The organism is Streptosporangium amethystogenes subsp. fukuiense (assembly GCF_042665875.1).
GTDB lineage: Bacteria > Actinomycetota > Actinomycetes > Streptosporangiales > Streptosporangiaceae > Streptosporangium > Streptosporangium fukuiense.
Map to the genome: position 1 here is coordinate 1,505,980 of NZ_JBHTEE010000001.1, position 24,882 is coordinate 1,530,861.

General features: G+C 70.7%; 24 protein-coding genes. 17 read left to right on the forward strand and 7 right to left on the reverse strand.

Going from position 1 to position 24,882, the window contains the following annotated elements:
* Positions 1-42: 42 nt before the first annotated feature.
* Positions 43-1,068 (reverse strand): aldo/keto reductase, encoded by a 1,026-nt coding sequence (locus ACFQVD_RS06475; protein ID WP_343960902.1) that lies wholly within the window; start codon positions 1,066-1,068, stop codon positions 43-45.
* A 295-nt stretch (positions 1,069-1,363) separates the two neighbouring features.
* Between ACFQVD_RS06475 and ACFQVD_RS06480 the strand changes: the two genes are divergently transcribed.
* The 6 genes from ACFQVD_RS06480 to fdhA all read left to right on the forward strand — a co-directional run bounded on the left by ACFQVD_RS06480 (position 1,364) and on the right by fdhA (position 7,572).
* Positions 1,364-2,353, forward strand: a complete 990-nt coding sequence (locus ACFQVD_RS06480) for an AraC family transcriptional regulator (RefSeq protein ID WP_343960906.1) — start codon at positions 1,364-1,366, stop codon at positions 2,351-2,353.
* Between the two features lie 195 nt (positions 2,354-2,548).
* Complete coding sequence (locus ACFQVD_RS06485; protein ID WP_343960908.1) at positions 2,549-3,772, forward strand: styrene monooxygenase/indole monooxygenase family protein; 1,224 nt, start codon at positions 2,549-2,551, stop codon at positions 3,770-3,772.
* A gap of 9 nt (positions 3,773-3,781) precedes the next feature.
* Entirely contained in the window at positions 3,782-4,279 is a 498-nt protein-coding gene (locus ACFQVD_RS06490) for a flavin reductase family protein (RefSeq protein ID WP_343960910.1), read from the forward strand.
* Positions 4,280-4,383: 104 nt separating this feature from the next.
* A complete protein-coding gene (locus ACFQVD_RS06495) occupies positions 4,384-4,962 on the forward strand; it encodes a TetR/AcrR family transcriptional regulator (RefSeq protein ID WP_343960912.1) in 579 nt (192 codons plus the stop codon).
* A gap of 140 nt (positions 4,963-5,102) precedes the next feature.
* On the forward strand, positions 5,103-5,981 hold the full coding sequence (locus ACFQVD_RS06500) for an SDR family NAD(P)-dependent oxidoreductase (protein WP_343960914.1): 879 nt from the start codon (positions 5,103-5,105) through the stop codon (positions 5,979-5,981).
* A gap of 367 nt (positions 5,982-6,348) precedes the next feature.
* Positions 6,349-7,572: a formaldehyde dehydrogenase, glutathione-independent gene (gene fdhA, locus ACFQVD_RS06505; protein ID WP_343960916.1), complete on the forward strand. Its 1,224-nt coding sequence runs from the start codon at positions 6,349-6,351 to the stop codon at positions 7,570-7,572.
* Between the two features lie 87 nt (positions 7,573-7,659).
* On the opposite strand, the gene ACFQVD_RS06510 is transcribed toward fdhA, so the two are convergent.
* From ACFQVD_RS06510 to ACFQVD_RS06520, 3 genes are all read right to left on the reverse strand, one after another.
* On the reverse strand, positions 7,660-8,133 hold the full coding sequence (locus ACFQVD_RS06510; protein WP_343960918.1) for a hypothetical protein: 474 nt from the start codon (positions 8,131-8,133) through the stop codon (positions 7,660-7,662).
* Positions 8,134-8,256: 123 nt separating this feature from the next.
* The gene (locus tag ACFQVD_RS06515) at positions 8,257-10,482 is read right to left on the reverse strand and encodes a cytochrome P450/oxidoreductase (RefSeq protein WP_343960920.1); all 2,226 of its coding nucleotides are present in this window, start codon (positions 10,480-10,482) and stop codon (positions 8,257-8,259) included.
* Positions 10,483-10,637: 155 nt separating this feature from the next.
* Positions 10,638-11,720, reverse strand: coding sequence for an NAD(P)-dependent alcohol dehydrogenase (locus ACFQVD_RS06520; protein ID WP_343960922.1), 1,083 nt, complete (start codon positions 11,718-11,720; stop codon positions 10,638-10,640).
* A 75-nt stretch (positions 11,721-11,795) separates the two neighbouring features.
* On the opposite strand from ACFQVD_RS06520, the gene ACFQVD_RS06525 reads away from it, so the two are divergent.
* The 10 genes from ACFQVD_RS06525 to ACFQVD_RS06570 all read left to right on the forward strand — a co-directional run bounded on the left by ACFQVD_RS06525 (position 11,796) and on the right by ACFQVD_RS06570 (position 22,475).
* Entirely contained in the window at positions 11,796-13,265 is a 1,470-nt protein-coding gene (locus ACFQVD_RS06525) for an aldehyde dehydrogenase family protein (protein WP_343960924.1), read from the forward strand.
* Positions 13,266-13,481: 216 nt separating this feature from the next.
* A complete protein-coding gene (locus ACFQVD_RS06530; RefSeq protein ID WP_343960926.1) occupies positions 13,482-14,510 on the forward strand; it encodes a zinc-binding dehydrogenase in 1,029 nt (342 codons plus the stop codon).
* Positions 14,507-15,946 (forward strand): amidohydrolase family protein, encoded by a 1,440-nt coding sequence (locus ACFQVD_RS06535; protein WP_343960928.1) that lies wholly within the window; start codon positions 14,507-14,509, stop codon positions 15,944-15,946. The genes ACFQVD_RS06530 and ACFQVD_RS06535 overlap by 4 nt, the downstream gene beginning before the upstream one ends.
* Positions 15,943-16,611, forward strand: coding sequence for a flavin reductase family protein (locus ACFQVD_RS06540; RefSeq protein WP_343960930.1), 669 nt, complete (start codon positions 15,943-15,945; stop codon positions 16,609-16,611). Before ACFQVD_RS06535 ends, ACFQVD_RS06540 begins: the two co-directional genes overlap by 4 nt.
* Before the next feature lie 119 nt (positions 16,612-16,730).
* Positions 16,731-17,837 (forward strand): BMP family ABC transporter substrate-binding protein, encoded by a 1,107-nt coding sequence (locus tag ACFQVD_RS06545; protein ID WP_343960933.1) that lies wholly within the window; start codon positions 16,731-16,733, stop codon positions 17,835-17,837.
* A gap of 1 nt (position 17,838) precedes the next feature.
* On the forward strand, positions 17,839-19,431 hold the full coding sequence (locus tag ACFQVD_RS06550; RefSeq protein ID WP_343960935.1) for an ABC transporter ATP-binding protein: 1,593 nt from the start codon (positions 17,839-17,841) through the stop codon (positions 19,429-19,431).
* Positions 19,428-20,660 (forward strand): ABC transporter permease, encoded by a 1,233-nt coding sequence (locus ACFQVD_RS06555; RefSeq protein WP_343960937.1) that lies wholly within the window; start codon positions 19,428-19,430, stop codon positions 20,658-20,660. Before ACFQVD_RS06550 ends, ACFQVD_RS06555 begins: the two co-directional genes overlap by 4 nt.
* Positions 20,657-21,571, forward strand: a complete 915-nt coding sequence (locus tag ACFQVD_RS06560; RefSeq protein ID WP_343960939.1) for an ABC transporter permease — start codon at positions 20,657-20,659, stop codon at positions 21,569-21,571. The genes ACFQVD_RS06555 and ACFQVD_RS06560 overlap by 4 nt, the downstream gene beginning before the upstream one ends.
* 59 nt (positions 21,572-21,630) lie before the next feature.
* Entirely contained in the window at positions 21,631-22,083 is a 453-nt protein-coding gene (locus ACFQVD_RS06565; protein WP_343960941.1) for a VOC family protein, read from the forward strand.
* On the forward strand, positions 22,065-22,475 hold the full coding sequence (locus ACFQVD_RS06570) for an ester cyclase (protein ID WP_343960943.1): 411 nt from the start codon (positions 22,065-22,067) through the stop codon (positions 22,473-22,475). Before ACFQVD_RS06565 ends, ACFQVD_RS06570 begins: the two co-directional genes overlap by 19 nt.
* Before the next feature lie 200 nt (positions 22,476-22,675).
* Here the strand turns inward: ACFQVD_RS06570 and ACFQVD_RS06575 are convergent, their stop codons facing one another.
* The 3 genes from ACFQVD_RS06575 to ACFQVD_RS06585 all read right to left on the reverse strand — a co-directional run bounded on the left by ACFQVD_RS06575 (position 22,676) and on the right by ACFQVD_RS06585 (position 24,479).
* Complete coding sequence (locus tag ACFQVD_RS06575) at positions 22,676-23,752, reverse strand: TauD/TfdA family dioxygenase (RefSeq protein WP_343960945.1); 1,077 nt, start codon at positions 23,750-23,752, stop codon at positions 22,676-22,678.
* Between the two features lie 129 nt (positions 23,753-23,881).
* Positions 23,882-24,010 (reverse strand): hypothetical protein, encoded by a 129-nt coding sequence (locus tag ACFQVD_RS06580; RefSeq protein WP_343960947.1) that lies wholly within the window; start codon positions 24,008-24,010, stop codon positions 23,882-23,884.
* 127 nt (positions 24,011-24,137) lie between these two features.
* Positions 24,138-24,479: an ArsR/SmtB family transcription factor gene (locus ACFQVD_RS06585; RefSeq protein ID WP_343960949.1), complete on the reverse strand. Its 342-nt coding sequence runs from the start codon at positions 24,477-24,479 to the stop codon at positions 24,138-24,140.
* A 163-nt stretch (positions 24,480-24,642) separates the two neighbouring features.
* Between ACFQVD_RS06585 and ACFQVD_RS06590 the strand changes: the two genes are divergently transcribed.
* A complete protein-coding gene (locus ACFQVD_RS06590; protein ID WP_343960951.1) occupies positions 24,643-24,837 on the forward strand; it encodes a DUF1918 domain-containing protein in 195 nt (64 codons plus the stop codon).
* Positions 24,838-24,882: the final 45 nt, after the last annotated feature.

Below are 24,882 nucleotides of genomic sequence, written 5' to 3' on the forward strand. Positions count from 1 at the left end.
GCCGTCACCCCGGCGGGACGTCCCCCGGGGTGACGGGTTCCGTCAGCGGCGGCGGAGGACCGGGTCGGTCAGGGCGGGCGGCACGTAGCCGACGTCGTCGGGGCTGATGTTCGTCCCCGGCGGGACCAGCTCGTCGATCGCGTCGAGGATCTCCGGCGACAGCCGCACCTCGTCCGCGCCGAGCTGGCTGGTGAGCTGCTCGAGCGTACGCGGGCCGATGACCGCCGAGGTGACGGCCCGGTGGGAGAGCACGAAGCCCAGGGCCAGGTGGATCATCGAGATGCCCGCCTCGTCGGCCAGGACCGCCAGCTTCTCGGTGACGTCGAGCTTGCGGGCGCGGATCTCCTCGACCTTGAAGTCGAAGTGGTCGCCGTTGCTGAAGGCCCGGGAGCCGGCGGGCAGCGGCGCGTCCCGGCGGTACTTGCCGGTCAGCCAGCCGCCGTTCAGCGGGCTCCAGACCATGACCCCCAGGTTGTGACGCTCGGCCACCGGCAGGACCGCGGCCTCGGCGTGCCGGGCGAGGATCGAGTACGAGGGCTGCTCGGTCGAGAACCGCTCGCGCTGCCGGTGGCCGGCGACCCACTGGGCCTCGACGATCTCCTCGGCGGGGAAGGAGGAGGTACCGATCGCCCGCACCTTGCCCTGGCGCACGAGATCGGACAGGGCGCCGAGGGTCTCGTCGATGTCGGTCTGCGGATCGGGCCGGTGGACCTGGTAGAGGTCGATCCAGTCGGTGTCCAGGCGGCGCAGGCTGTCCTCGACGGCCTGCATGATCCAGCGACGGGAGTTGCCGCGCCGGTTGGGCGAGTCGCCCATCTGGTTGTGGAACTTCGTCGCCAGCACGATCTCGTCCCTGCGGCCCTTGATGGCCTTGCCCAGGATCGTCTCGCTCTCGCCGAACGCGTACACGTCGGCGGTGTCGATGAAGTTGATGCCCGCGTCGAGCGCGGTGTCGACGATGCGCCCGCACTCGTCGTAGTCGGTGTTTCCCCAGGCCCCGAGCATCATCGTGCCGAGACAGAGCGGGCTTACCTGAATGCCGGTGCGGCCAAGCGTGCGATGGTTCACGGCCCGATCCTGCCAGCCCGGTCCCGGCCGCTTCATGCCGGGTGTCGCCTTTGGTGTGGTTTCGGAAGGAGGGTGCGGCGGAGGCGCGCGGGTCACCGTGCGCGGCCTCCACATGGGCGAGGTGTTCGCGGGGACGACCGGCGGGCGTACGGGTCCTGACCGGCTCCGCTGTCCGATATCGGACACCCGTTCCGTAGGTCTCTGTGTATTTGTACGTGGTCGGACACACTGGCTCTACCGATCATGTCGGGATCAGTCGTACGCGTGCGATGGGCACCCGAGGGTGGGAGCGTCGATGGGCGAGGTGCGAGGGCGTGTCCCGCTGGGCAACAGGCCGGTCTTCGACACCGCGGACCTCGACGAGGCCCGCGAACGGGTGGCCCGCGTGTTCTGCCCCCACCGGCTGGAACTGGCCGGGGACGTCTCGCGGCTGGCCGCGCGGCTCAACTCGGTACAGCTGGGCGCCGTACGGGTGAACTACCTGGACTACGGGGCGGACGTCCGCATCGAACCCGGGGAACTGGGCTCCTTCTTCCTGGTGCAGATCCCGCTGGCCGGGAGCAGCCTGATCCGGTGCGGCGGGCAGGAGATCGTGTCGACACCCCGCCTGGCCTCCCTGCCGTCGCCGTCGGAGCACCTCGACATGCGCTGGGCGGCGGGCTGTCCCCAACTGATCGTCAAGTTCGACCGGTCGGCGGTCGAGGGCGCCCTGGAGCGGATGCTCGGGGAGCCGCTCGACAGGCCGATCGTCTTCGGTCTGGGCATGGACATGACCACGGGCTGGGCACGGGCCTGGAAGGCGATGGCCGACCTGATCGTGGGCGAGGCCGAGCACGACGACGGGCTCGCCGCGCAGCCGCTGGCGGTCGCTCACCTGGAGAACGCCATGCTCTCCTCCCTGATCACCGGGCAGCCGTCCAACTACCTGGCGCGGCTGAGCGCGCCCCAGCCTCCCGCGCTGCCCAAGGTGGTGCGCCGGGCCATGGAGTACGTCGACGGCCACGCCCATCTGCCGTTGACCACCGACGAGATCGCGGGCGCGGTGGCGGTCAGCGGCCGCTCGCTCCAGGAGGGTTTCCGGCGTCATCTCGGCCTGACCCCGATGACCTATCTCAGAGACGTGCGCCTGGGCCGGGTCCACGACGACCTGGTGGCCGGCGATCCCGCCAGGTGCACGGTGACGGGCGTGGCGGCCCGGTGGGGTTTTCCGCATCAGGGGAGGTTCGCGGCGCTCTACCGCGCGCGCTACGGTCAGGCGCCGTCGCGGACGCTGCGCGACGGCTGACGGTCCGGACCCGACCGGCGCCGGGTGCCCCACCCTGCCGCCGCTGTCCCGCCGCCGTGTGGCGAGGCCCGGGGAGGATCCCGCGCCAGGCGGATGGAACCCGCGCTGAGCGGATGGCCCGGCCGGCTGCCCCGGCCGTACCTTTTCATCAGGCGCCGCTCAATCCTCCCCCTTCCTTGAAAAGGAGACATCGTCATGCGCAGAATCCTGGTCGTCGGTGCCGGTCAGGCGGGCCTGCACCTCGCCCTCGGCCTGCTGCGGAACGGCTACGACGTCACCGTCGTCTCCAACCGGACCCCCGACGACATTCGCGGTGGCCGGGTCATGTCGAGCCAGGCCATGTTCGGCACCGCCCTCGGCCACGAGCGTGACCTTGGCCTGGACCTGTGGGCGGACGACTGCCCGCCGATCGACGGGATCCAGTTCGCGGTGGCCGGTCCCGACGGCGAACCGGCCATCCACTGGGCCGCCCGGCTCGACACGCCCGCCCGCTCGGTCGACCAGCGGTTGAAGATGCCCGGGTGGATGGCCGAGGTGGAACGGCTCGGCGGAAAGATCGTCATACACGACGCCACCGTGGACGACCTGGAGGACTACGCCGCCCGGTACGACCTGGTCCTGGTCGCCGCGGGCAAGGGGGCGATCTCCTCGCTCTTCGAGCGGGACGAGTCGCGCTCGTCGTACCGCGCCCCGCAGCGGGCCCTGGCCCTCACCTACGTCAACGGTCTCGTACCGCGACCGGGGCATTCCGCGGTGTGCTTCAACGTGATTCCCGGGATCGGCGAGTACTTCGTGTTCCCCGCGCTCACCGTCACCGGCCCCTGCGAGATCATGGTGTTCGAGGGCGTCCCCGGCGGGCCGATGGACTGCTGGGCGGACGTCCGCACCCCCGCCGAGCACCTGGCCAGGAGCCGGTGGGTGCTGGAGACCTTCCTGCCGTGGGAGGCGGATCGCTGCGGCGATGTCGAGCTCACCGACGAGGGGGGCGTCCTGTCGGGCGGCTTCACCCCGACCGTGCGCAGGCCGGTCGCGATGTTGCCGTCGGGCGCCCCGGTGATGGGCGTGGCGGATGTGGTCGTGCTCAACGACCCGATCACCGGGCAGGGGGCCAACAACGCCGCCAAGTGCGCGGCCTCCTATCTGTCCGACATCCTGGAGCGTGGTGAGCGGCCGTTCGACGCGGCGTGGATGGAGCGGGCCTTCGAGCGCTACTGGCAGGAGGCCCGGCACGTCACCGCGTGGACGAACGCGCTTCTCGCGCCCCCGCCGCCGCACGTGCTGGAGGTTCTGGGCGCCGCGGGCGGGCTGCCCGAGGTGGCCTCCCGCTTCGTGAACGGCTTCGACGACCCGTCGGACTACGCGAGCTGGTTCATGGACCCGGCCGGGGCGGCCGAGTATCTGGCGCGGTTCGGGAAGTGAGAAGGGGCCATGAGATCTCTGCGCGACGCCCTCGGGCAGTTCGCCACCGGGGTGGCGGTGGTCACCGCCGTCACCCGGCGGGGTGACCGGCTGGGCGTGACCGTCAACTCCTTCACGTCTGTCTCGCTCGACCCGCCGCTGGTCCTGTGGTGCCTGTCCCGGCGGGCTCCCAGCGCGCCGGCGTTCGCCGAGGCGGGACGGTTCGCGGTCAACGTCCTGGCCGCCGGACAGGAGTACCTGTCCCGGCGGTTCGCCACGCCGCTGCCGGACAAGTTCGCCGGGGTGGAGATCCACCCGGCGACCGGTGAGGTTCCGCTGCTCGCCGGAACCCTGGCCCACTTCGCCTGCCGTACGGTGAGCACCTACGACGGGGGTGACCATCTCATCTTCGTCGGAGAGGTGGAGCACTTTCGGCGGGCGGAGGGCGAGCCGCTGCTCTTCCACTCGGGGGGCTACCGCGCGTTCTCCTCGCCGGACCGGGAGATGGCGTTCGGCGGCGTGGATTGACGCGGTGGTGTCCCTTCCGTCCCGGTCGAAGGCGGCTGAATGAGGATTCATCGTTCGAATCGGTGCCTCGCGGCCCTTGGCCGGCAAGCCGTTAGGCTGTGCCCATGACACCCAGTGCTGAGCGGGGGGCGGTGTTGCGCGCGGACGCCGCACGCAACCGCGCACGGGTGTTGCAGGTCGCCCGCGAGCAGTTGGCCATGGGCGACGACTCGCTCATGCTGAACACCATCGCCCGGCTCGCGGGAGTGGGCGTCGGGACCGTGTACCGGCATTTCCCCAACCGGCACGCGTTGCTGGAGGCGCTGCTGGCGGAACGCTTCCAGCGGCTCGTCGACGAGGCGCAGGCCGCGGCGGCCGAGGAGGACGCCCTTTCGGGTCTGCATCGTCTTCTGCGTTTCATTCTCGGACGCATACTGGACGACGCCGGGTTCGCGGCGGTGCTCGAATCCGCCGGCGACGCCGATGTGCGGACCTCGGCGATGAAGGGCGAGCTGGACCGTGCCGTCGCGGAACTGCTCGATCGTGCCCGCCGCGCGGGCGCCGTCCGGCGGGGCATCGAGGCGGACGACGTCCGCCGTTTGCTCTGCGGCATCGAGCACGCGGTCCGCTCCGGTGGCAACGACGCCGAGCGTGCCGAGATCTACCTCGACGTCCTCCTTGAGGGCCTGCGCCCCCCGCGCTGACGACGGTCTGGAACCCGCGGCTTGGCAGTTCGTCGCAGCATGCCCATCTCGATTAACCGGATAGCTATCCATTTATGTTACGGTGTGAGCCTTGAAACGGATAGCTATCCGGTAGCGTTCGACCAGTGGAGGGCGGGACCATGGGCAAACGAGCCGTGGTGACGGCGGGGACCGGAGGAATCGGCCTGGAGACCGCGATGGGGCTGGCGGCGACAGGTCACGCGGTGACCGTGATCGGCCGGAACGCCGAACGGGGTGCTCGCGCGGTCGAGAGAATCGACGCGGTGGCGACAGGGCAGGGAGCGAGGTTCGTCGCCGCCGACCTCGCGTCGCTCGACTCCGTCCGAGGGCTGGCCGCCCGGCTCGCGGGAGAGGGCCCGCTGAACGTCCTGGTCAACAATGTCGGGGCGATGTTCGCGGATCGGCAGCAGACGGTGGACGGGATCGAGGCGTCGTTCGCCGTCAACCACCTTTCCCCGTACCTGCTGACCGAACTGTTGCTGGAGTCGCTCCGGGCCGGAGGGCCGAGCCGGATCGTGAATGTCACCTCGGGCGCGGTCCGGGTGGCCAAACGCTCCTTCGACGCCGTCGAGCCCCCGGGCGGCTACTACGGCTTTCACTGGTACGGCCGAGCCAAGCTCGCCAACCTCGCCTACACGCTGGAGTTGGCGGAGCGGCTGCGAGGCACGGGCATCTCGGTCTTCGCGGCCGATCCCGGCGGCGCGGCCACCACGATGACCGACGGCACCATGCGGTTGCCGAAGATCGTCTCGCCGGGGCTGCGGCTGCTCTGGCCGCTGGTCCGGCTTGTCTTCGAACGTGCCACGTCCGGCTCCGCGTCACTGGCCGCACGGTCGTCGGTCCTCGCGGCGGCCGACGCCTCACTGGACGGGCGGACCGGCCTGGTCATCGGACCCAAGGCTCGTCCCGTCGCGCCCTTCCGCCCCGTCGCCGACTCCCGAATGGCGGAGGCCGTCCTCCGGCTCAGCCGGCGACTGGCCCCGCTCACCTCGGCCTGATCTTCGCGCGAGAGCGTCGACGACGGATGAGAACCGGTTCCGTCCCGCCTTCGCGCAGGTCCACGTCGATCTCCACGATGCCGGGACCACCGCGTCAGTCGTACGACGACCACCGGCGGTGCCGCTACGAGATCCCGGGCGGCTGCCGCGGTATCGGAGGACCGGGCGTTGCCGTGCCCTTCGTGGGGAGAACGGCTCCCGGGTGGCGCCGAAAACGGCGGGTATATGGTGGAAAACGGACAGAGAGCCATTGTCTCCGGCCCGGATTCGGCCGTCACAGCCCCCTCGTAGCCTCCTCGCGGACGACGACCGGCTGCTCCACCGGGCATCACGCGGAAGGGCGCCACGAGGAAACACGGAGGACGTCATGCCGAGCAACAGAGCCGTCTCCTACCAGGGGGCGGGCAAGGTGGAAGTCCGGAACATCGACTATCCCGAGTTCGAGCTCAAGGACGGCCCGGGGGTCAACCCCGCCAACGTGGGCCGCAAGGTGCCGCACGGGGCGATCGTCAAGGCCGTCGCGACGAACATCTGCGGCAGCGACCAGCACATGGTCCGTGGCCGTACCACCGCGCCCATCGGCCTCGTGCTCGGCCACGAGATCACCGGAGAGGTCGTCGAGGTGGGTCCGGACGCGGAGTTCACGAAGGTGGGCGACCTCGTCTCGGTGCCCTTCAACATCTCCTGCGGCCGCTGCCGCAACTGCAAGGAGGGCAAGACCGGGATCTGCGAGAACGTCAACCCCGACCGGCCGGGCTCGGCGTACGGCTATGTCGACATGGGCGGCTGGGTCGGCGGGCAGGCCCAGTACGTCCTGGTGCCCTATGCCGACTGGAACCTGCTCAAGTTCCCGGACAGGGACCGGGCGATGGAGAAGATCCTCGACCTGGCCATGCTCGCCGACATCTTCCCGACCGGCTTCCACGGCTGTGTCACCGCCGGGGTGAAGCCGGGATCGACCGTCTACATCGCGGGCGCGGGTCCGGTCGGGCTCGCCGCGGCGGTCTCGGCGTTCCTCCTCGGGGCCGCCGCGGTGATCGTCGGCGACCTGAACAAGGATCGCCTGGAACAGGCCCGCAGCTTCGGCTGCGAGACCGTCGACGTGTCACGGGGCGAGCCCAAGGACCAGATCGAGCAGATCCTCGGCGTGCCGGAGGTCGACTGCGGCGTCGACGCGGTCGGCTTCGAGGCGCGCGGCCACGGCGCGGACGCGGGGCGGGAACGCCCGGCCACCGTGCTCAACTCGCTCATGGACGTCACCCGGGCGGGCGGCGCGCTCGGCATCCCCGGCCTGTACGTGACCGGTGACCCGGGTGCCTCCGACGAGGCGGCGAAGCAGGGGTCGCTCTCCATCGGGCTCGGCCTCGGCTGGGCCAAGTCACTCTCCTTCACCACGGGCCAGTGCCCCGTCATGCGCTACAACTACTACCTGATGCAGGCGATCCTGCACGACAGGGTGCAGATCGCGAAGGCGGTCAACGCGGTGCCGATCCCGCTGGAGCGGGCACCCCAGGGGTACGAGGACTTCGACCAGGGCGCCGCCTCCAAGTTCGTGCTCGACCCCAACGGCGTGCTCGGCACGACGGGTTAGCGGTTCGTCGCCGCCGCCGGATCCCGCGTCCGGGCGGGGTGAGGCGGCAGATCACCGGCCGATGGTCACTTGGGGCGGGCCCCGGATTCAAAGGGCCTCGACGAACAGTTCGGCCTCGCGCTCGCCCATGCCGGTCTCGCCGCGTACCAGATAGACCGCCTGCTCGGCGCGGCCGGCGGCCTTGAGCTCGCGCACTCGGGTGGCCAGGTCGGGGCCCGCGACGCCGGTGTGCGGCAGAGCGGTGGGCTGGGCGGCCTTGAACCGGGTCATGGCGGGGTGGCTCCACAGGTCGTGTCCCATGGCCACGCCGTCGATGGCGACCTTGGCGTCCCGCAGGCTGAGCCCGGTGTGGCGGCGCAGCTCCTTGATCGCCTCGATCTTGCGTCCCGCGCGGACCAGGCCGGTGACGAGCTCATGCAGCCCCTGCGGGGTGGGCATGGGCGTCGGCATGGGCATCTGGTTGCCCTTCCTGGCGGCCATGACGATCCCGATGACGATCATCAGGACCACCGCGAACAGGATGGCGACGACCAGCAGCTCCGCGGGTCCGATGTTCGGCATGTGCGGCATCGTATGACGGATCCGCGCGAGCGGTACAGGTGCGAGGGGCGGAGGCGGGTCACTCGCGGGTGATTCCGCCTCCTCCTCGCTTCCTGTGAGCTTCCTATGGGCCTCGCCGGACCGTCAGAGGTCCAGGACCAGGCGGGGTGACGACGAGCGGCCGACGCAGATCATCATTGTCCGGCCGGCCTCCCGCTCCTCGGCGGTCAGCAGCGAGTCGCGGTGCTCGGGCGTTCCCGCGAGCACCCGGGTCTCGCAGGCCCCGCAGTATCCCTTCTCGCAGTCGTAGGAGAGACCGGGGGCGACCTCGCGGATCGCCTCGATGAGGCGCCGGTCGGGCTCGACCCGCACGGTCCGCCCCGTCCTGGCGAGGTGGACGTCGAAGGCGGTGTTGGCCGCCGGATCGAAGAGCACCTCCGGGGCGTCCCCGGCGGTGAAGCGCTCGACATGCAGCTGGTCGCCGATGCCCAGGCGCGCGCAGGCCCGCTCAACGGCCTCGATCATCCCGGACGGGCCGCAGCAGTAGATCGCGGTGGCGGGCCCCGCCGAGCCCAGGATCGTGTCCAGATCGGGAAGGCCGAACTCGTCCTGTGGCACCAGCTCCGCGCGCTCACCCGCGCACTCCACCAGCTCGTCGCCGAAGGCCATGGACGCGCGGGATCTCCCGCCGTAGACGGCGCGCAGGGGGCTGCCCCGGCGGGCGGCGGCGCGGGCCATGGCCAGGATCGGGGTGATGCCGATACCCCCGGCGATGAACAGGTAGTCCTCGGCGGCCACCAGCGGGAAGTGGTTGCGCGGTCCCCGTACGCCGACGGTGACACCCTCACGGGCGATCTCGTGCACCTCGGCCGAGCCGCCGCGGCCGTTCTCCTCGCGCAGCACCGCCACCCGGTAGCTGTCCAGCCGTTCGGGGTCGCCGCACAGGGAGTACTGCCGGACGCGGCCCGACGGCAGGCGGAACTCCAGGTGCGCGCCGGGCTCCCAGGCGGGCAGTTCGCCGCCGCCCGCCCTGGCCAGGGTCAGCGCCAGCACACCGTCGGCGACCGGCTCGGCCCGGGTGACGACCGCCTCGAAGGAGGCGGCCTTGGTGAAAGAGGAGGTGAAGGCCGGCTGGGTGCCGGGCGCGGAACCGGCACCCAGCCGGGGTCCCGGTGGGAAGATCGCGGGGATCGCGTCCCAGCCGGACTGGTTCCCCCGCGTGGGGTAGGCGACGAGCCCGTCTTCGAGCACCTGGAATTCGGGCAGCCTGGTCAGCACCTGGGTGATCATCTCGCGGAACATGGCGCGGGCCAGGTGGGCGCCGGCGCAGCGGTGCGTGCCGATGCCGAAGCTGAGGTGCCTGGTGGCGTCCCGGTCCAGGCGCACCTCGGCGGGGTCGGGGAAGACGGCCGGGTCGTGGTTGGCGGCGACCCACGGGATCAGCACGCGCTCGCCGGCCCGCACCGGGCACCCGCCGATCTCGGTGTCGGCGAGTACGGTGCGCGCCATGGACTGCGAGGGGGCGAACGCCCGGAGGAACTCCTCGGTGGCCGTGTCGAGCAGGTCGGGCGACTCGATCAGGCGGCGCCGCTGTTCGGGGTGGCGGCTCAGATGCACGAGGACGCTGCCGGTCAGCGAGGTGGTGGTGTCGACACCGCCCGCGATGAGCAGCCCGATCACCGAGACCAGTTCGTCCTCGTCGTACGGGAGTCCGTCGGGACGGCGCTGCGAGGCCAGGACGCTGGTGGCGTCCGAGGTGGGTTCGGCCCGGCGTAGCCGGACGATCTCGCGGATCCGCCGTTCCATGTAGGCGAGGCCCTCGGCGCCCCTGCGGGCCCTGTCGCTGTCGGCGGGCGCGGCGAAGATGTCGTGGATCGGCCCGGCCAGCAGGGCCCAGTCCTCTTCGGGGAAACCCAGCCAGTCCAGGGTGACCGCGGCGGGCAGCGGGTTGGTCAGATCACGGACGAAGTCGGCCGAGCCGTGCTCGATGAACGCGTCGACGACGCGCGTGGCGTGCCTGGCGATCATCGGCCGTAGCCGGTCGACGGCCTCCGGGGTGAGCAGGGGGTTGATCAGGTCGCGGTACTCGGTGGCCTGTGGAGGGTCCAACTCGATCGGGTACTGCTCCAGGCCCGGCCCGCTGGGGATGACGATCGCGACCCGGTCCTCGCCCGAGGAGGCCCTGGAGGAGGAGAAGGTGTCGTCGTCGCGGGCGATCCTGGTCACGTCCGCGTAGCGGGTCGTGTAGACGAAGCCGCCGTGGGCCGCGGTCCGGCCGACCGGGCACCGCTCGCGAAAGGAGTCGTAGTAGGCGACCGGGTCCGCGGTGCACGCCGCGGAGTGGTGGTCGAAGTCAATCTGCTGGGTCATGGCGCACAGGCCCCATATCCATACGAACGATGCGCGGTGTTGCCCAGCCGCGCCACTGGGTGTCTGGGTGCCGGAAGTCTACTCATGCGCGGATCACGAGACAATGTCTCGCATATCGCAGCGATGTCACGCGGTCTCCGGCGAGGACCGGGAGCTCAGAAGGTCAGGACGGCCTTCGCGGTCTTACCGGCGCGCAGGTCGGCGATCGCCTCGTTGATCCGCTCGAAGGGGTAGGACGTCATCATCCTGTCCACCGGGAACCGTCCCGCGGCGTACAGATCCAGCAGCCTGGGCAGGAACACCTGGGGGAGACTGCTGCCCCCGATGATCCCGGTGACGGTGCGTCCGTTGAGGATGCTGCGCCAGTCGAAGCTCATCTCCTGGCTGGGGCCGACGCCGATCACGCCGCACCGGCCGAGCGGGCCGAGCGCCTCGACGGCGGTGCGCAGCACGTCCTGGCGGCCGGTGGTGTCGATGACGAAGTCGAAGCCGTGCGGTGCGATCTCGCGCAGCGCCTCGGCGGAGTCCGAGACGGAGGAGTCGACCGTGTGCGTCGCGCCGTAGGAGCGGGCGGCCTCCAGCTTGGCGGCGTTGACGTCGACCGCCGCGACGACCGAGCAGCCGCTGATCGCCGCCGCGATGATCGCCGCGACCCCCACCGCGCCGGCCCCGAAGACGGCGATCGAGGAGCCGGGGGACGGGCGCAGCACGTTGAACACCCCGCCCGCGCCGGTCTGCAGACCGCAGCCGAACGGGCCGACATGGGTCAGGTCGATGTTCCTGTCGATGGGGACGACGGCGCGCTCGGTCGCCACGACGTGCGTGGCGAAGGACGACTGCCCGAGGAAGTGGCCGTTGACCGGCGCGCCGTCCAGGGAGAGCGCCGAGGAGCCGTCGGGCCGCCTGCCGCCGAAGTTGAGGGCGTCGAAGCTCCGGCAGTAGGCGGGGGAGCCGGTCAGGCAGAGGGGGCAGGTCCCGCAGGAGGTGAAGCTCATCGCCACGTGGTCGCCGGGGGCCACCGAGGTCACCCGCGAGCCGACCCGCTCCACGACCCCGGCACCCTCGTGGCCGAGCACCGCGGGGGTGGGGAAGAAGGTGGCGAACTCCAGGTCGGTGCCGCAGATGCCGGTGCTGCTCACCCGGACCAGCACCTCGTCGGGGCGGGGTTCTTCGAGTTCTGTCTCCCGGAGGGCGAAGGACCCTCCGGAGGTTTCCAGAACGGCGGCGGTGATACGCACGGATCCTCCACAGCTATTTTCATAAAACGAGATGGCATCTTGACATGCAGAACAAGGGGGGTCAAGGATTCCGACATGGCCGAACTTCTGATCCCTTCCGCCCAGCAACTGATCGACGGAGAGTGGGCAGCCGCTCGTGACGCCGGTGAGCTCCGTGTCACCGACCCCGCCACCGGCCAGACCATCCAGACGGTGGCCTGCGCGGGCCGAGCGGACGTGGACGACGCCGTGCGGGCCGCCAGGCGGGCCTTTCCCGGCTGGGCCGCGACCTCGGCCTCCGAGCGCGGCAGGCTGCTGCGCCGCTGGTCGGAGTTGATCGGTGAGCATGTCGAGGACCTCGCCCGCTTCGAGGCCCGGGACGTGGGCAAGCCGTTGTCGGGTGGCCGGATGAACATCTTCATCACCCAGGGCATCATCGAGTACTTCGCGGGCGCCGCCGACAAGCTGACCGGCGTGACCCTTCCCACCCGCACCCCCGACTACCTTGGCTACACCCTGCAGGAGCCGTACGGCGTCTGCGCGGTCATCCTCCCTTGGAACGTTCCCGCAGTGCTCACCGCGGCCAACGTGGCCCCCGCGCTGGCCGCGGGCAACACGGTGGTGCTCAAGCCCTCGGAGGTGGCGCCGCTGGCGCCGTTCGCGCTGGCGGAGCTGGCGCGGCGGGCCGGTTTCCCGCCGGGCGTGCTCAACGTGCTCGCCGGAGTCGGCGCCGACGCCGGTGCCGCGCTCACCTCACACCCCGGTGTGAACCACATCAGTTTCGTCGGCTCCACGACCACCGGCCGCGCGATCATGCGGGCCGCGGCGGACAACCTGGTGCCGGTCAAGCTGGAGTTGGGCGGCAAGTCGCCCAACGTGCTCTTCGCCGACGCCGATCTCGACGTCGCGATCCCGGCGATCGTGGGCTCCATCACCGAGAACGCCGGGCAGAACTGTTACGCGGGATCGAGGCTGCTCGTCGAGGCGTCCATCAGGGACGAGGTCGTGGAGCGGGTGGCGGAGTCGATGCGCGCCGTGCGGGTCGGCCCGTGGGACGCCGACCTCGACATGGGGCCGCTGGTCAACGAGGCGCAGTACCACCGGGTGCTCGGCTTCCTGGAGGGCGCTCCGGCCGAGGGCGCCCGCCTGGTCACCGGGGGCGGTCCCGCGCAGCGGGCGGACGGCGGCTGGTTCGTCCAGCCGTCGCTCTTCGACGGCGTGGACCCGCGCTCCCGGCTGTCCAGGGAGGAGGTGTTCGGCCCGGTGCTCGCCGTGCAGGAGTTCTCCGGCGCCCGGCAGGCGGTGGAGATGATGAACGACACCGACTTCGGCCTGCTGGCGTGCATCTGGACCAGTGACGTCTCCCGGGCGCTGCGCCTGGCCCAGGAGGTGCGCTCGGGGCAGGTCTCGGTCAACCAGTTCGCCGACGCCGGGGTCATCGGCTTCCCCTTCAACATGCAGAAGGACAGTGGCTTCAGCCGCGGCGGCGGGTACGCCGCCATGCGGGAGTACACGCAGGAGAAGGCTGTCGCGGTACGCCTGCTCGACCGGTCATCCGTGGAATGAACGTGGCAGTGACGGGGCGGCTGTTAAATGGCAGCGTTCCAACCTGCGCATATTCACGCCACGCGACCCGCATGTAACAAGCATGTGACGCGCGGGGCAGTTGGCTTCAGAGGCATTGACACGCCTATCGGAGCGGCGGCAGAGTACGACGCATTGCGGGCGATGAATCACAATGCGAGACGCCATCGTGAATAACGATCGCTTGGAGGGTTAGAGTTGCGAGCACTGGTCCAGACGGCCTTCGGAGGCCCGGAGGCGGTGAGCGTGCAACGGGTCGCCGACCCCGAGCCCGGCCCGTATGACGTGGTCGTCCAGGTCGGCGCCTGCGCCCTCAACCGGCTCGACCTGCTCCAGCGGCGCGGCCCCGGAGTGCTCCCCGGCTTCAGCCTGCCGCACATCGCCGGCATGGACATCGCCGGCCGCGTGGTGGCGACCGGATCGGCGGTCACCGGCCTGACGGCCGGAGACCGGGTCGTGGTCGATCCTACGGTGGGCTGCGGATCGTGCCCGCACTGCCTGGCCGGTGAGCGCGGCCACTGCGCCCGGCTGCGGGTCATCGGCGGGAACATGCCGGGCGGCTACGCCGAGTTCGTGGCGGTCCCCGCCGACCTGGCGCACCCGGTGCCGGACCACGTCGACCTCGACGAGGCCGCGGCGCTGCCCACCCCGTGGAGCACCGCCTGGAACGCCACCTACGCCGTCGGGAAGGTGACCGCCGGCGACTGCGTGGTGATCCAGGGCGCGGCCGGCTCCGTCAGCATCGCCGCCGTCCAGCTGGCCAAGCGGGCCGGCGCCCAGGTGGTGGCCGTGGCCGGCAGCGACGAGAAGCTCGCCGTCGCGGCCGGGCTCGGTGCCGACCTGCTGCTGCGCAACGACGCCCCGATAACCGACGCGGTCCGCGACTACACGGGCGGCAGGGGCGCCGACGTCGTCCTCGACCACGTGGGCGCCGCCACCTGGCGGCACTCCCTGAGCTGCCTGCGGATCGGCGGCAGGCTGGTGACCTTCGGCAACACCAGCGGTGACCAGGTCTCCCTCTCCCTCGCCGAGATCTACCACCGGGGGCTCCGCCTGCTGGGCGCCGGCGCCTACGCCCCGGCCGACTTCACCGCCATGCTCGACGCCTACTTCGCGGGAGGCATGCGCACCCTCCGCGCCGCCGAGTGCGGCCTGGAGGACCTGCACGAGAGCTTCGGGCTGGAGCGCTCGCGCGATCTGGTCGGCAGGGTGCTGGTGCGGCCATGACGGGGGAGCGGGCGGAGCGGCCGGAGCAGGCAGGGCATGACGCCGCCCTGCTGATCGTCGGCGGGGACGTGGTGACGATGTCGCCGCGCCGCGAGGTGGTCACCGGTGCCACCGTCGCCGTCGCCGGCGGGCGCATCGCCGCGATCGGTCCCGCCGCCACCCTGCGGAAGGACTTCCCCGGCGCCGCCGAACTCGACGCGGGCGGCTGCGTCGTCATCCCGGGCCTGATCAACGCCCACCAGCACACCACCGCCGACCCGCTGGTGCGCAGCATGATCCCGGACGACATCGACTCCCAGGAGGCGATCTTCGACTGGATCGTCCCGCTGCACGGCAAGGTCACCGGTGACGACGACGAGCTGTCCGCCACCCTGACCGCCGCCGAATCGCTCCTGCGCGGGGTCACCACCATCCTGGAGCCGGGCACCGTGGCCCACCCGCTGCGGGTGGCGGCGGGGCTCCGGGCGGCCGGTATCCGCGGCCGGGTCGGCCGGTGGGGCTGGGACACGCCCGGCGCCCTCCACGCGCTGCCCGCGGCCGAGACCCTGGCCCTGCAGGAGGAGACGGTACGCGCGCTGCCGCCGGGCGGGACCGTCACCGGCTGGGTCACCCTGGTGGGGCACGACCTGGCGAGCGACGAGTTGTTCACCGGGGCCGCCGAGCTGGCCGAGCGGCTGGAGGTCGGCCTCACCTGGCACATCTCACCGGGCGAGGCGGACGTCCACGCCTACGCGCGGCGCGCGGGCAGACGGCCGGTGCTCCACTTCGAGCAGCTGGGCGTGCTGGGCCCGAGGCTGGTGCTCGGCCATGCCGTCTGGCTCGACGACGCGGAGCTGGACGCCCTCGTCGGGACGCGGACCGCGGTGGCGTCCTGCCCCGGGGCGTACCTGCGCCTCGGCCAGGGCTACAGCCGCGCCGGTCGGCACGCCGAGCTCGTACGCCGAGGCGGCAGGGTCGCCCTGGGGTGTGACTCCCACAACGCGGGCGACGTGCCCGACCTGCTGCGGGCCGCGTGGCTGCTGGCCGCGCTGGAGCGCGACCGCGACGTGCGGCCCGTCCTCCGCGCCGACCAGGTGTTCGCGCTGGCCACGATCGACGGCGCCGCCGCGGTGGGCCTGGGCGACCTCGTCGGCTCGATCGAGGTCGGCAAGGCCGCGGACCTCGTGGTCCTGGACACCGGGGACCCTGTCTGGGCACCGCGCGGTGATCTCGCGACCCACCTCGTCTGGGGCGCCCCGAGTCACACGGTCAGGGATGTCCTCGTCGACGGTCAGGTGGTCGTGCGCGACCGCCGGATCACCACCGTCGATCTCGAAGCCCTGTCGGAGGAGGCGCGGGCACGGTCCGCCGCGCTGCTCCGCAGGACCGGCATCGACGTTCCCCACCGCTGGCAGGCCCTGTCGGCGGAAGAGTACATCCAAGGAGTACGCGGATGAGGATCATCGATCTCGCAGACAGGACACCGGCGCAGAAGCAGGGACTGCTCTCCCAGCTCGTCGTGCCGCGCCCGATCGCGATGATCACCACGCTGGACGCCAAGGGCGGTGTGAACGTCGCCCCGTTCAGCTACTACATGCCGGTCTCCGGGGAACCGCCGCTGGTCGCGGTCACGGTGGGCTCGGTCAGGGAGGCGACGGACGAGCCCAAGGACAGCTGGGTGAACCTGAACGCCTCGGGCGAGTTCGTGATCAACGTGACCACGACCGCCCTGGCCGACCATATCGAGACGGTGGCCAGGGAGTATCCGGCCGGCGTGGACGAGGCCGGTCTCGTCGGCTGGCGGACCGTGCCGTCGCAGGTCGTCCGGCCCCCGTCGCTGGCCGACAGCCCGGCGCACCTGGAATGCCGGGTACGCGAGGTCATCGACCGGGGGGATTCGTCCTCCTGCTTCTCGGGCGTGCACATCGTGCTGGCCGAGGTGGTCTGCATAACGGCGGACGAGTCGATCATGGCGTCTCCCACCAGGATCGATCCGACCAGGGTGCACGCGGTCGGCAGGATGGGCTTTCCCTGGTTCGTCGCGGCGTCGCCGGAGTCCATTTTCAGCCAGGACCGTATCGCCTACGCCGACCTGCCGGGTGGCGAGGAGGTGCTCGCCTGACCTGCCACGCGGGCAGGGGAGGGGCTCCGCTAAAGCCCGCACCCCCGCCGGCGACCAAGATTCATCCCCCACTCGCGCACCGTGGGCGGTGCGAGAGCATTCAGATCGAGAGGATCGTCATGGCCGCATACTATCGAAGGGGCCGGGCCACGGCCGCACTGACCGCCTGCCTGAGCGCGCTGGCGCTCGCCGGGTGCGCGAGTAACGACGCCACCGCGCCCCAGGCTTCGGCCCCCGCCCCGGCCGACGCGAGCGCGAAGACCGAAGGCGGCGTGCTGCCGGGCCAGCCGGACATCAACGGCGACGGCAAGGTCGTCATCGGGGTGCTGAGCCCGGGTGACATCAACGACAAGGGCTACTACCAGAGCTTCGTCGACACGGCGGAGGCGTTCGCCAAGGAGAAGGGCTGGACGATCATCAAGCGCGGCAGCGTCAACACCAGTGACGCGCTCAACGCCGCGCGGGCGCTCTGCCAGCAGAAGGTCGACATGGTGGCCCTCGGCGCCTCGGAGCTTCGGGACGCGATCCCGGCCTCGGAGGAGCCGGTGTGCGCCAAGACCGCCTGGTACGTGCCGTCCGCCGACAACATCCTGCAGACCCCGAAGATCATGCTCTCCACCGACCGGGCCGACCAGAGCATGCTGGCCGCGGGTTACGCGGCGGGTCTGATCATGAAGGACAACGGCGACACCAAGGCAGGGTTCGTGACCGGCCCAGAGGCCGACTTCACCGTCACCGCGTCCGCCGCGTTCAAGGCCGGCATCCGGCTGGTGGTTCCCGAGGCCACGCTGACGACCACCTACAGCGGAGACCTCAACGACTCGGCCAAGGCCAAGGAGGCCACCCAGGCGCAGATCAGCCAGGGTATCAAGGTCATCTACCCCTATCTGGGCGGCGCCACCGACGCGTCGGCGGAGCTGGCCAACGCCAACGGGGTCCTCACCCTCACCCCCGGTACCGACCGGTGCGACTCCACCAAGCCCAAGTTCGACATCTCGGTGCTCTTCAGCCCCGGAGACTACTTCAAGGCCGCGCTGGAGGAACTCGCCGCCGCGAAGCTGCAGATGGGCGTGGAGAAGGTCTGGACGCTCGGCGTCGACCCGTTCCCGACCGTCAGGATCTGTAACGGGACCCCCGAGCAGAACGAGAAGCTGAAGGCATTCATCGCCGACGTCGGTAGCAAGAAGATCGACACCACGGAGACGGTGAAGAGGCTCGGTTCCTGATATGACAGAGGACGAACGGGCGAGGGAGCTCACCCCGCCATCGGCGCCCGCGTTGCGGCTGCGGGGAATCAGCAAGAGCTACGGTCCGGTCGTCGCCTGCGACGCCGTGGATCTCGCCGTGCACCAGGGCGAGATCCACGGTCTGCTCGGTGAGAACGGGGCCGGAAAGTCGACGCTCATGAAGATCCTGCTGGGCCTCGTCCAGCGGGACGCCGGAACCATCCTGCACCATGACGGGCCGGTCGACATCGGCAGCCCGCAGGAGGCCGTGGCTCTCGGCATCGGCATGGTGCACCAGCACTTCAGCCTGATCAATCCGCTGACGGTCTGGGAGAACGTCATCCTGGGGGACACCGGGAAGATCGACAAGGCCGCCGCCTGCGACCAGGTGCGGGACGTCTCCCAACGCTACGGCCTGCCGATCGACCCGCTGGCCAGAGTCGAACGGCTCTCCGCGGGCGAGCGGCAGCGGGTCGAGCTGATCAAATGCCTGCGCCGGGACCCGTCGGTGCTCATCCTCGACGAACCGACGTCCGTGCTGACCCAGGCGGAGTCGGCCGAGCTGTTCGGCGTGCTGCGCCACGTGGTCCGCTCGGAGAACCGCGCGGTCATCCTGATCAGCCACAAACTGGCGGAGATCACCGCTGCCACCGACCGGGTGACCGTACTGCGCAAGGGAAAGGTCGTCTTCCAGAGCGCGACCGCGGAGACGGGGCCGCAGGAACTGGCCCGCCAGATGGTGGGCAGGGAGGTCTCCCTGGGCAGCGAGGCCGCGGCGCTCGGCCTGCTGCCGGTCGAGACCCCGCAGGCGGATGAGTCCGGGACGGGGAAGGCGGAGGACCCGGAGGCCTCGGTGGCCGCACTGCGGCTGCGCGGCCTGACCGTCACCATCGACGGGGTGCGCGTGCTGTCCGACTTCGACCTGGACATCGCCCCCGGCGAGATCGTCGGCCTGTACGGGGTCGAGGGCAACGGCCAGTCGAACCTGGGCGACGTGCTGTCCGGGCTCGTCGTACCGGACTCCGGGTCTGTCGAGATCTCCGGCAGGCAGGTGGACCTGAACCGCCCGGGGGCGCTGCACGCGGCCGGACTCGGCATCGTGCCGGAGGACCGGCACGCATCCGGGGTGGTGCTGGACATGAGCGTCGCCGAGAACCTGGTCATGAAGTCGCTGAACACCGTGAGCGGCCGCGCGTTCGTCAGCCGCAGGAAGACGCAGGAGCTGGCCCGCCGCCTGGCGGCCGAGTTCAACATCGTCACCCCGTCGATGGACACCCCGGTGCGCAGCCTGTCGGGCGGCAACCAGCAGCGGGTCGTGCTCGCCCGCGAGCTCTCGGCGGGACCGCTCGTGCTGGTCGCCGCGCAGCCCACGCACGGGCTGGACGTGGGTGCCATCGAGGACATGTACCGGCGATTGCGCGACGTCGCGTCAGGAGGAGTGGCCGTGCTGCTGATATCCACCGAACTGGAGGAGGTCATGGCGCTCTCCTCCAGGATCGCGGTGATCTCCTCCGGGAAGATCACCGGTGTGCTCTCCACCGGGGAGGCCACCGCCGAGCGGCTCGGGATGCTGGTGGGCGGGGTGGCCGCGTGAACGAAGTCCGCGAGGACCTCCGCCGGGACTCCCCCCAGAAGCCGGGGCGAAAGCCCCATCCGGTCCCCGGCACGGACGACACCTCCGGGCGTCGCCTGCTGGCCTTCCTCACCCCGAGTGCGGGTGGCTGGCAGATCGGCCTGGCGACCGCCGTGGGCGTACTCGTGGCGCTCTCCCTGTCGTCACTGTTGATCGCCGTCACCGGGGGATCTCCCCTGGCGTCGGTGCAGGCCCTTTTCGAGGGCAGCATGGCCAACTGGACGGCCTGGACCTCCACGCTGCTGTACGCGGCACCGCTGTTGCTGGTCGCCGTGGGCGCCTGTGTCAGCGCCCGGTCGGGCACGTTCAACATCGGCCAGGAGGGCCAGGTGCTGATCGGCGCCCTCTTCGGGGCCTGGGTCGGCCTGCGCCTGGCGGTCCCGGGCCCGGTGCTGCTGGTGATCGTCCTGCTGGCCGCCTCGCTGGCGGGCGGTGCCTGGGCGGCCCTCAGCGCGCTGATGTACCGGATCCGCGGCGTCAACATCGTGGTCAGCACGCTCCTGATGATCTTCATCGCCCAGCAGGTCGTCGCGTTCGCGGTGAACACGCCGTGGCTGCTGCAGGAGTCGCGGGTCGGGGATGCCATCGTCTCACCGCAGTCCAATCCGCTGCCGGCCGGCGCGCTGCTCGGCTCGGCCGGTGAGTACCCCAACCTTCAGGTCAACGGGGGCCTGCTGCTGGCGCTGGTCGGCGCCGTGGTGGTCGCGGTGGCGTTGGCCCGCACCCGGTGGGGGTTCCGGCTCACCATGCTCGGCCTCAACCCGCTCGCCGCCAAGCACGCGGGGGTGCGCGTCAACGCGCTGGGCGGTATGGCGCTGGCCATCTCCGGTGCCTTCGCCGGCCTGGCCGGGGCAGTGCTGCTGACCAGCCCGGTGGGAGTCAACCGGCTTCAGCCGGGCATCGCGATGAACATCGGCTGGGACGGCATGCTGGTGGCCCTGGTCGCGCGTAACCGGCCGCTGCTGACCGTGCCCGTCGCCCTGCTCTTCGGCGTGCTGCGCTCCGGCGGCGGCTTCCTCGCCGCGACCGGTGTGCCCCCGTTCCTCGTGGACGTGGTCAAGGCCCTGCTGGTGCTGGCCTTCGTCGCCCCGCCCGTCATCGTCGCCATGATCCGGCGGCGCAGGGCCGGCGTCCGTACCGCGCGCGCCGAGCCCCGGCCCGCGCCCGTCGCAGAGGGGGCCGCGCTGTGATCGGCGTAGACGACATCTCCACCATCCTGTCCAGCGGGATCAGGCTCACCGTTCCACTGGCCTTCGCGGCGTGCGGGGAGTACCTCGCCGAGCGGGCCGGCGCCATGAACATCTCCGTCGAGGCGATGATGCTGGGCGCCGCGTTCGGCTCGGTCGCCACGGCCAGCGCCACCGGCAGTGCCACCACCGGGCTGGTCGCGGGTGTGCTGATCGGACTCGTGATCGGGTTCGTGCACGGCAACCTCTCGCACCGGCTGGAGATCAACACCTTTGTGGTCGGCCTGGTGCTCAACGCCCTCGTGCTCGGGCTGACCAGTTACCTGATCACGATCAGTTCGTTCGAGTCGCACCAGGTGTCGCAGGTCAGCATTCCCTGGCTGCGCGACATCCCGCTGATCGGCCACCCGCTGTTCGTCGAGCGCTGGCCGGTCTACCTGCTGATCGTCCTCGTCCCGCTGACCTGGTGGCTGGTGGAGCGCAGCAGGTGGGGCCTGGAGCTGCGAGCGGTCGGTGAGCAGCCCCAGGCGGCCGACGTCACCGGTATCCGGGTCAACCTGCGCCGCCGCCAGGCGCTGCTGTGGTGCGGCGCGCTGGCCGGGCTTGGGGGCGCGTACCTGGCGGTCGGCGAGGTCGGCTCGTTCAACCAGAACATGACCGCCGGGCGCGGGTACATCGTCATCGCGGCGGTGATCTTCGGTGCCTGGCGGCTGCGGCGGACCCTGATCGGCTGCGCGCTCTTCGGCCTGGCCGACGCCATGCGCCTGGCGCTGCCCGCGCTGGGCCTGACGATGAACTCGCAGCTGCTCGTGGTGGCGCCGTACCTGCTCGCGCTGCTGGCGATGCTGCTGTTCGCGAACCAGAACCGTGAACCCAGGGCGCTCGGCCAACCCTTCGAACGGGGGTCCACCTGACGAGTGGGCCGAGCCTCGATGACCATCCGCAGTGAAACACACGATATTTGGAGGAATCAATGAGTGATCTGACCCAGGCGAGATGGACGCATGTCGCGCTGCCCACCGGCGACCTCGACAAGGCGATCGAGTTCTACACCTCGCTGACGCCGCTGGTGGTCGTCGAGCGTTTCCGCGACGCCGACGGTGAGAGCGCCTGGCTCTCCAACGACAAGCAGGTGGAGACCCCGATGGTCCTGGTGCTCGTCTCGTTCAACAAGGACAAGGGCGGGCAACTGGGGCTGCTGACGCCGTTCGCGCACATCGGCATCGAGGTGCCCGAGCGCACCGACGTGGACGGCATCGCCGAGCAGGCGCGCGAGCTGGGCTGCCTGCACTGGGAGCCGCGCGACATGCCCGACCCGGTCGGCTACATCTGCGCGCTGAAGGACCCGGACGGCAACGTCATCGAGATCTCCCACAACCAGCAGGTCTTCAACACGGTGCGCAAGCTGTGGGCGGACCCCTCCTGAGCGGACAGCTCACCCGGGCCGCGGTCGCACGGTACGTCGAGGCGCTCAACGCGCACGACGCCGACGCGATCGCGGCCTGCGTGAGCGAGGACTTCGTCAACGAGCACACCTCGGCGCTGGGGCGGAGCGTGACCGGCAGGCACGGCTACCGCGCCAACCTCACCGGCTTCCTGGCCGACTTCGTGGACCTGCGCTACGAGGTCGAGGACCTCCTCGTCGAGGGGGACCGGGCGTCGCTCGCCTACCGGATGTCGTTCCGGCTGGCTTCGGCGGGCGGCAGGCCGGTGGCGGTGCGCGGGGTGTTCAGGTTCCGGGTCGACGCCGACGGCCTGATCGCGCACCGCACCGACTACTGGGACAGCGGCGAGGTACGACGACAACTCGACGCCTGACCCTAAACGCCCTTTAAGTCGATCAAGCCTACAAACGTTCCTAAATCGCCCGTGACGGTTTGGTGGGCGGCAGGGGGCCGTTGGAGCCGGAACGGATGCTCAACGGCCCCCTGAGGGCTTTCTGGGCCTCGGCAAGGGCGCCGAACGCGAGACGGCCGGTGGGAGGAATCCCACCGGCCGTCTCTTCTGTGTGGTGCGGGTCAGTTGCCCCAGTCCTGGTTGGGCACGACCGCCTCGGCGATGCGGAAGCTGCCGCCCGGCAGCGGCTTCTTGTCCTCCTCATCCCTCGCCTTCACGACGTTCTTGCCGAACCCCTCCACGAGCGGACGGCCCACATCGCGCTTGAGCCACAGGCGCAGCAGGTGCCGGCGGCGCTCCGGCTCGGGCCAGTCGACGTAGCTGGTCCGCGAGTGCAGGGCGGCGTAGTTCAGCAGCCACTGGACGTCGCCGGGCTGGAAGTCCATGTCGATCGGGAGCCCCTGCTCCTGGCTGATCTCGTCGTAGAGGTGCAGCAGCTCGATCTGCGCGTCGGTGAGCTTCGGCACGCCGGGGTACTTCTGGGCGGAGAAGATCATCGTGCTGCCGGCGTAGGTGCTGAAGATCCCGTCGACGTAGCTGCAGATCGGGGAGACGTAGGTGTTCGAGAGGGCGTCGGGGTCCTGGCCCCGCCAGTCCCAGTGCCAGGGCTCGAACAGCAGGGGAGCGAGGTCGGGGCGGCGGCGCAGGATCTCGTTGTAGATCGTCGTGCCGCTCACCAGGCTGCTGGAGCCGCCCTCCTTGGACGCGCGCAGGCACATCAGCGCCACCACGTCGGAGCTGTCGGAGTGGAAGGGCAGCCGGTCGCGCACCCGCGACGGCAGCGCTCCGGGGTCGTCGAGCGTCTTGTTGGAGGTCGCGATGACGTGGTCGAGCACGTTGCCGAGCTGGTTCTGCTCCATCGGCGTGCCGAGGTGCAGGCCCATCAGGAAGAAGATCGCGCCGGACAGCGTGTCGCCGTACTCGTCGGTGCGCAGGCCGCGGACCAGGATGAAGCCGCGTCCGGCGTCCATCTGCCGCGCGCACTCCTCGATCATGTCGCGCGCGGCGACGAGCGGGTAGCTCTCCGCGGTCACCTTGCGCAGGTCGGGGTCGTCCTCGACGAACCGGCGGCCCAGGGTCTCCAGCTCCTCGCGCTCGGCGTCGCTGAGCAGGTAGATCCACTCGGTCGATCCGGCCAGCTCGTCACCGCGCCAGGCGGAGGGACCGGTGATGGGGGATGAGGAAAGGTCTGTGGTCATGATGCGCTCCGAGTGCTCGGGGTCGTCTCAGAAAGTGCTCGCCGGGGCGGTACACGTGATCCGGGCGGGAACGCGACGGGAGAGGCCGCACGAACCGGTCGTGCGGCGGAGCCCGCCGCGACGCCAGGGTCAGAAGGGGGTCTGCGGATCCCCGGCGGCGGTACCTGGGCGCAGGCCCTTGCGCGGCGGGCGGATCCGCATCGGATCCCTGGGGCAGGGCAGGCTGGACCCGAAGCCTGGCGCGGCTACCTGGGTCATGGTTCTCTCCTGCGGCTGGTGGTTCTCCCGCCACGCTAGACCGGTCCCAAAGGTTCCGTCAATAGAGATGTCATCTCGCCCTCCGTTACGCCTGTGTACTCCTGCGGCCCTCCGGGCGGGGACGGCCTCAGCGGGCCTCTCCGGCGCGGCGCTCCCGCTTTCCCCGGGTGATCTCGGTGCCCAGCGCGTCGAGGCGCTGGGTCCAGAAGTGCCGGTAGCGGTCGAGCCACATGTCCACCTCCCGCAGCGGGGTGGGGTCGACGGCGTACAGGCGCCGCGTTCCCTGGGCGCGCACGGTCGCGAACCCGTTGTCCCGCAGCACGCGCAGGTGCTGCGAGACGCCGGGCTGGGAGATCCCGAACTCCTCCTGCACCACGGCGCCGATCTCGCCGGCCGCCCGCTCGCCGTCGGCGAGCAACTCCAGGATCCGGCGCCGGACGGGGTCACCGAGAACGTCGAGTGCGTGCATGGCCTCACTATCCCAGTGTCGGCCAAGATGGGGGAATTCCACGGCGGACCGAACCGTTCGGCCGCCTCGATATGCCTCCCACCTGGACGTATGCGCCACGGGATGATGCCATGGGAGGAGAGGGATGCCCGGAGAACCGGCACCTGTGATCCAGGAGGCCACAGTGAAGGCAACCATAGGTGACAAGCTGATCGTGGAGGGAACCCACAGCGGCGACCCCCGCAAGGTCGGGTTCATCGTCGAACTCCATCACCAGGACGGAAGCCCGCCCTACCTGGTCCGCTGGGAGGACGACCAGCACGAGAGCCTCGTCTTTCCTGGGCCTGACGCCCATGTGGTGTCGAAGACGCCGGAGTAGGCGGCGTCTCAAGCCCGTTTGGTGAGAATTACCCATGGCGGGGCG

Excerpts from the sequence above, each read along its gene's own strand:
- fdhA (WP_343960916.1), top strand. The coding sequence starts at position 6,349 with ATGCCGAGCAACAGAGCCGTCTCCTACCAGGGGGCGGGCAAGGTGGAA.
- ACFQVD_RS06565 (WP_343960941.1), top strand. The coding sequence starts at position 21,631 with ATGAGTGATCTGACCCAGGCGAGATGGACGCATGTCGCGCTGCCCACC.
- ACFQVD_RS06480 (WP_343960906.1), top strand. The coding sequence starts at position 1,364 with ATGGGCGAGGTGCGAGGGCGTGTCCCGCTGGGCAACAGGCCGGTCTTC.
- ACFQVD_RS06580 (WP_343960947.1), bottom strand. The coding sequence starts at position 24,010 with ATGACCCAGGTAGCCGCGCCAGGCTTCGGGTCCAGCCTGCCCTGCCCC.
- ACFQVD_RS06550 (WP_343960935.1), top strand. The coding sequence starts at position 17,839 with ATGACAGAGGACGAACGGGCGAGGGAGCTCACCCCGCCATCGGCGCCC.
- ACFQVD_RS06510 (WP_343960918.1), bottom strand. The coding sequence starts at position 8,133 with ATGCCGAACATCGGACCCGCGGAGCTGCTGGTCGTCGCCATCCTGTTC.
- ACFQVD_RS06540 (WP_343960930.1), top strand. The coding sequence starts at position 15,943 with ATGAGGATCATCGATCTCGCAGACAGGACACCGGCGCAGAAGCAGGGA.
- ACFQVD_RS06545 (WP_343960933.1), top strand. The coding sequence starts at position 16,731 with ATGGCCGCATACTATCGAAGGGGCCGGGCCACGGCCGCACTGACCGCC.
- ACFQVD_RS06585 (WP_343960949.1), bottom strand. The coding sequence starts at position 24,479 with ATGCACGCACTCGACGTTCTCGGTGACCCCGTCCGGCGCCGGATCCTG.
- ACFQVD_RS06495 (WP_343960912.1), top strand. The coding sequence starts at position 4,384 with ATGACACCCAGTGCTGAGCGGGGGGCGGTGTTGCGCGCGGACGCCGCA.
- ACFQVD_RS06525 (WP_343960924.1), top strand. The coding sequence starts at position 11,796 with ATGGCCGAACTTCTGATCCCTTCCGCCCAGCAACTGATCGACGGAGAG.
- ACFQVD_RS06535 (WP_343960928.1), top strand. The coding sequence starts at position 14,507 with ATGACGGGGGAGCGGGCGGAGCGGCCGGAGCAGGCAGGGCATGACGCC.
- ACFQVD_RS06485 (WP_343960908.1), top strand. The coding sequence starts at position 2,549 with ATGCGCAGAATCCTGGTCGTCGGTGCCGGTCAGGCGGGCCTGCACCTC.
- ACFQVD_RS06490 (WP_343960910.1), top strand. The coding sequence starts at position 3,782 with ATGAGATCTCTGCGCGACGCCCTCGGGCAGTTCGCCACCGGGGTGGCG.
- ACFQVD_RS06500 (WP_343960914.1), top strand. The coding sequence starts at position 5,103 with ATGGGCAAACGAGCCGTGGTGACGGCGGGGACCGGAGGAATCGGCCTG.
- ACFQVD_RS06575 (WP_343960945.1), bottom strand. The coding sequence starts at position 23,752 with ATGACCACAGACCTTTCCTCATCCCCCATCACCGGTCCCTCCGCCTGG.
- ACFQVD_RS06515 (WP_343960920.1), bottom strand. The coding sequence starts at position 10,482 with ATGACCCAGCAGATTGACTTCGACCACCACTCCGCGGCGTGCACCGCG.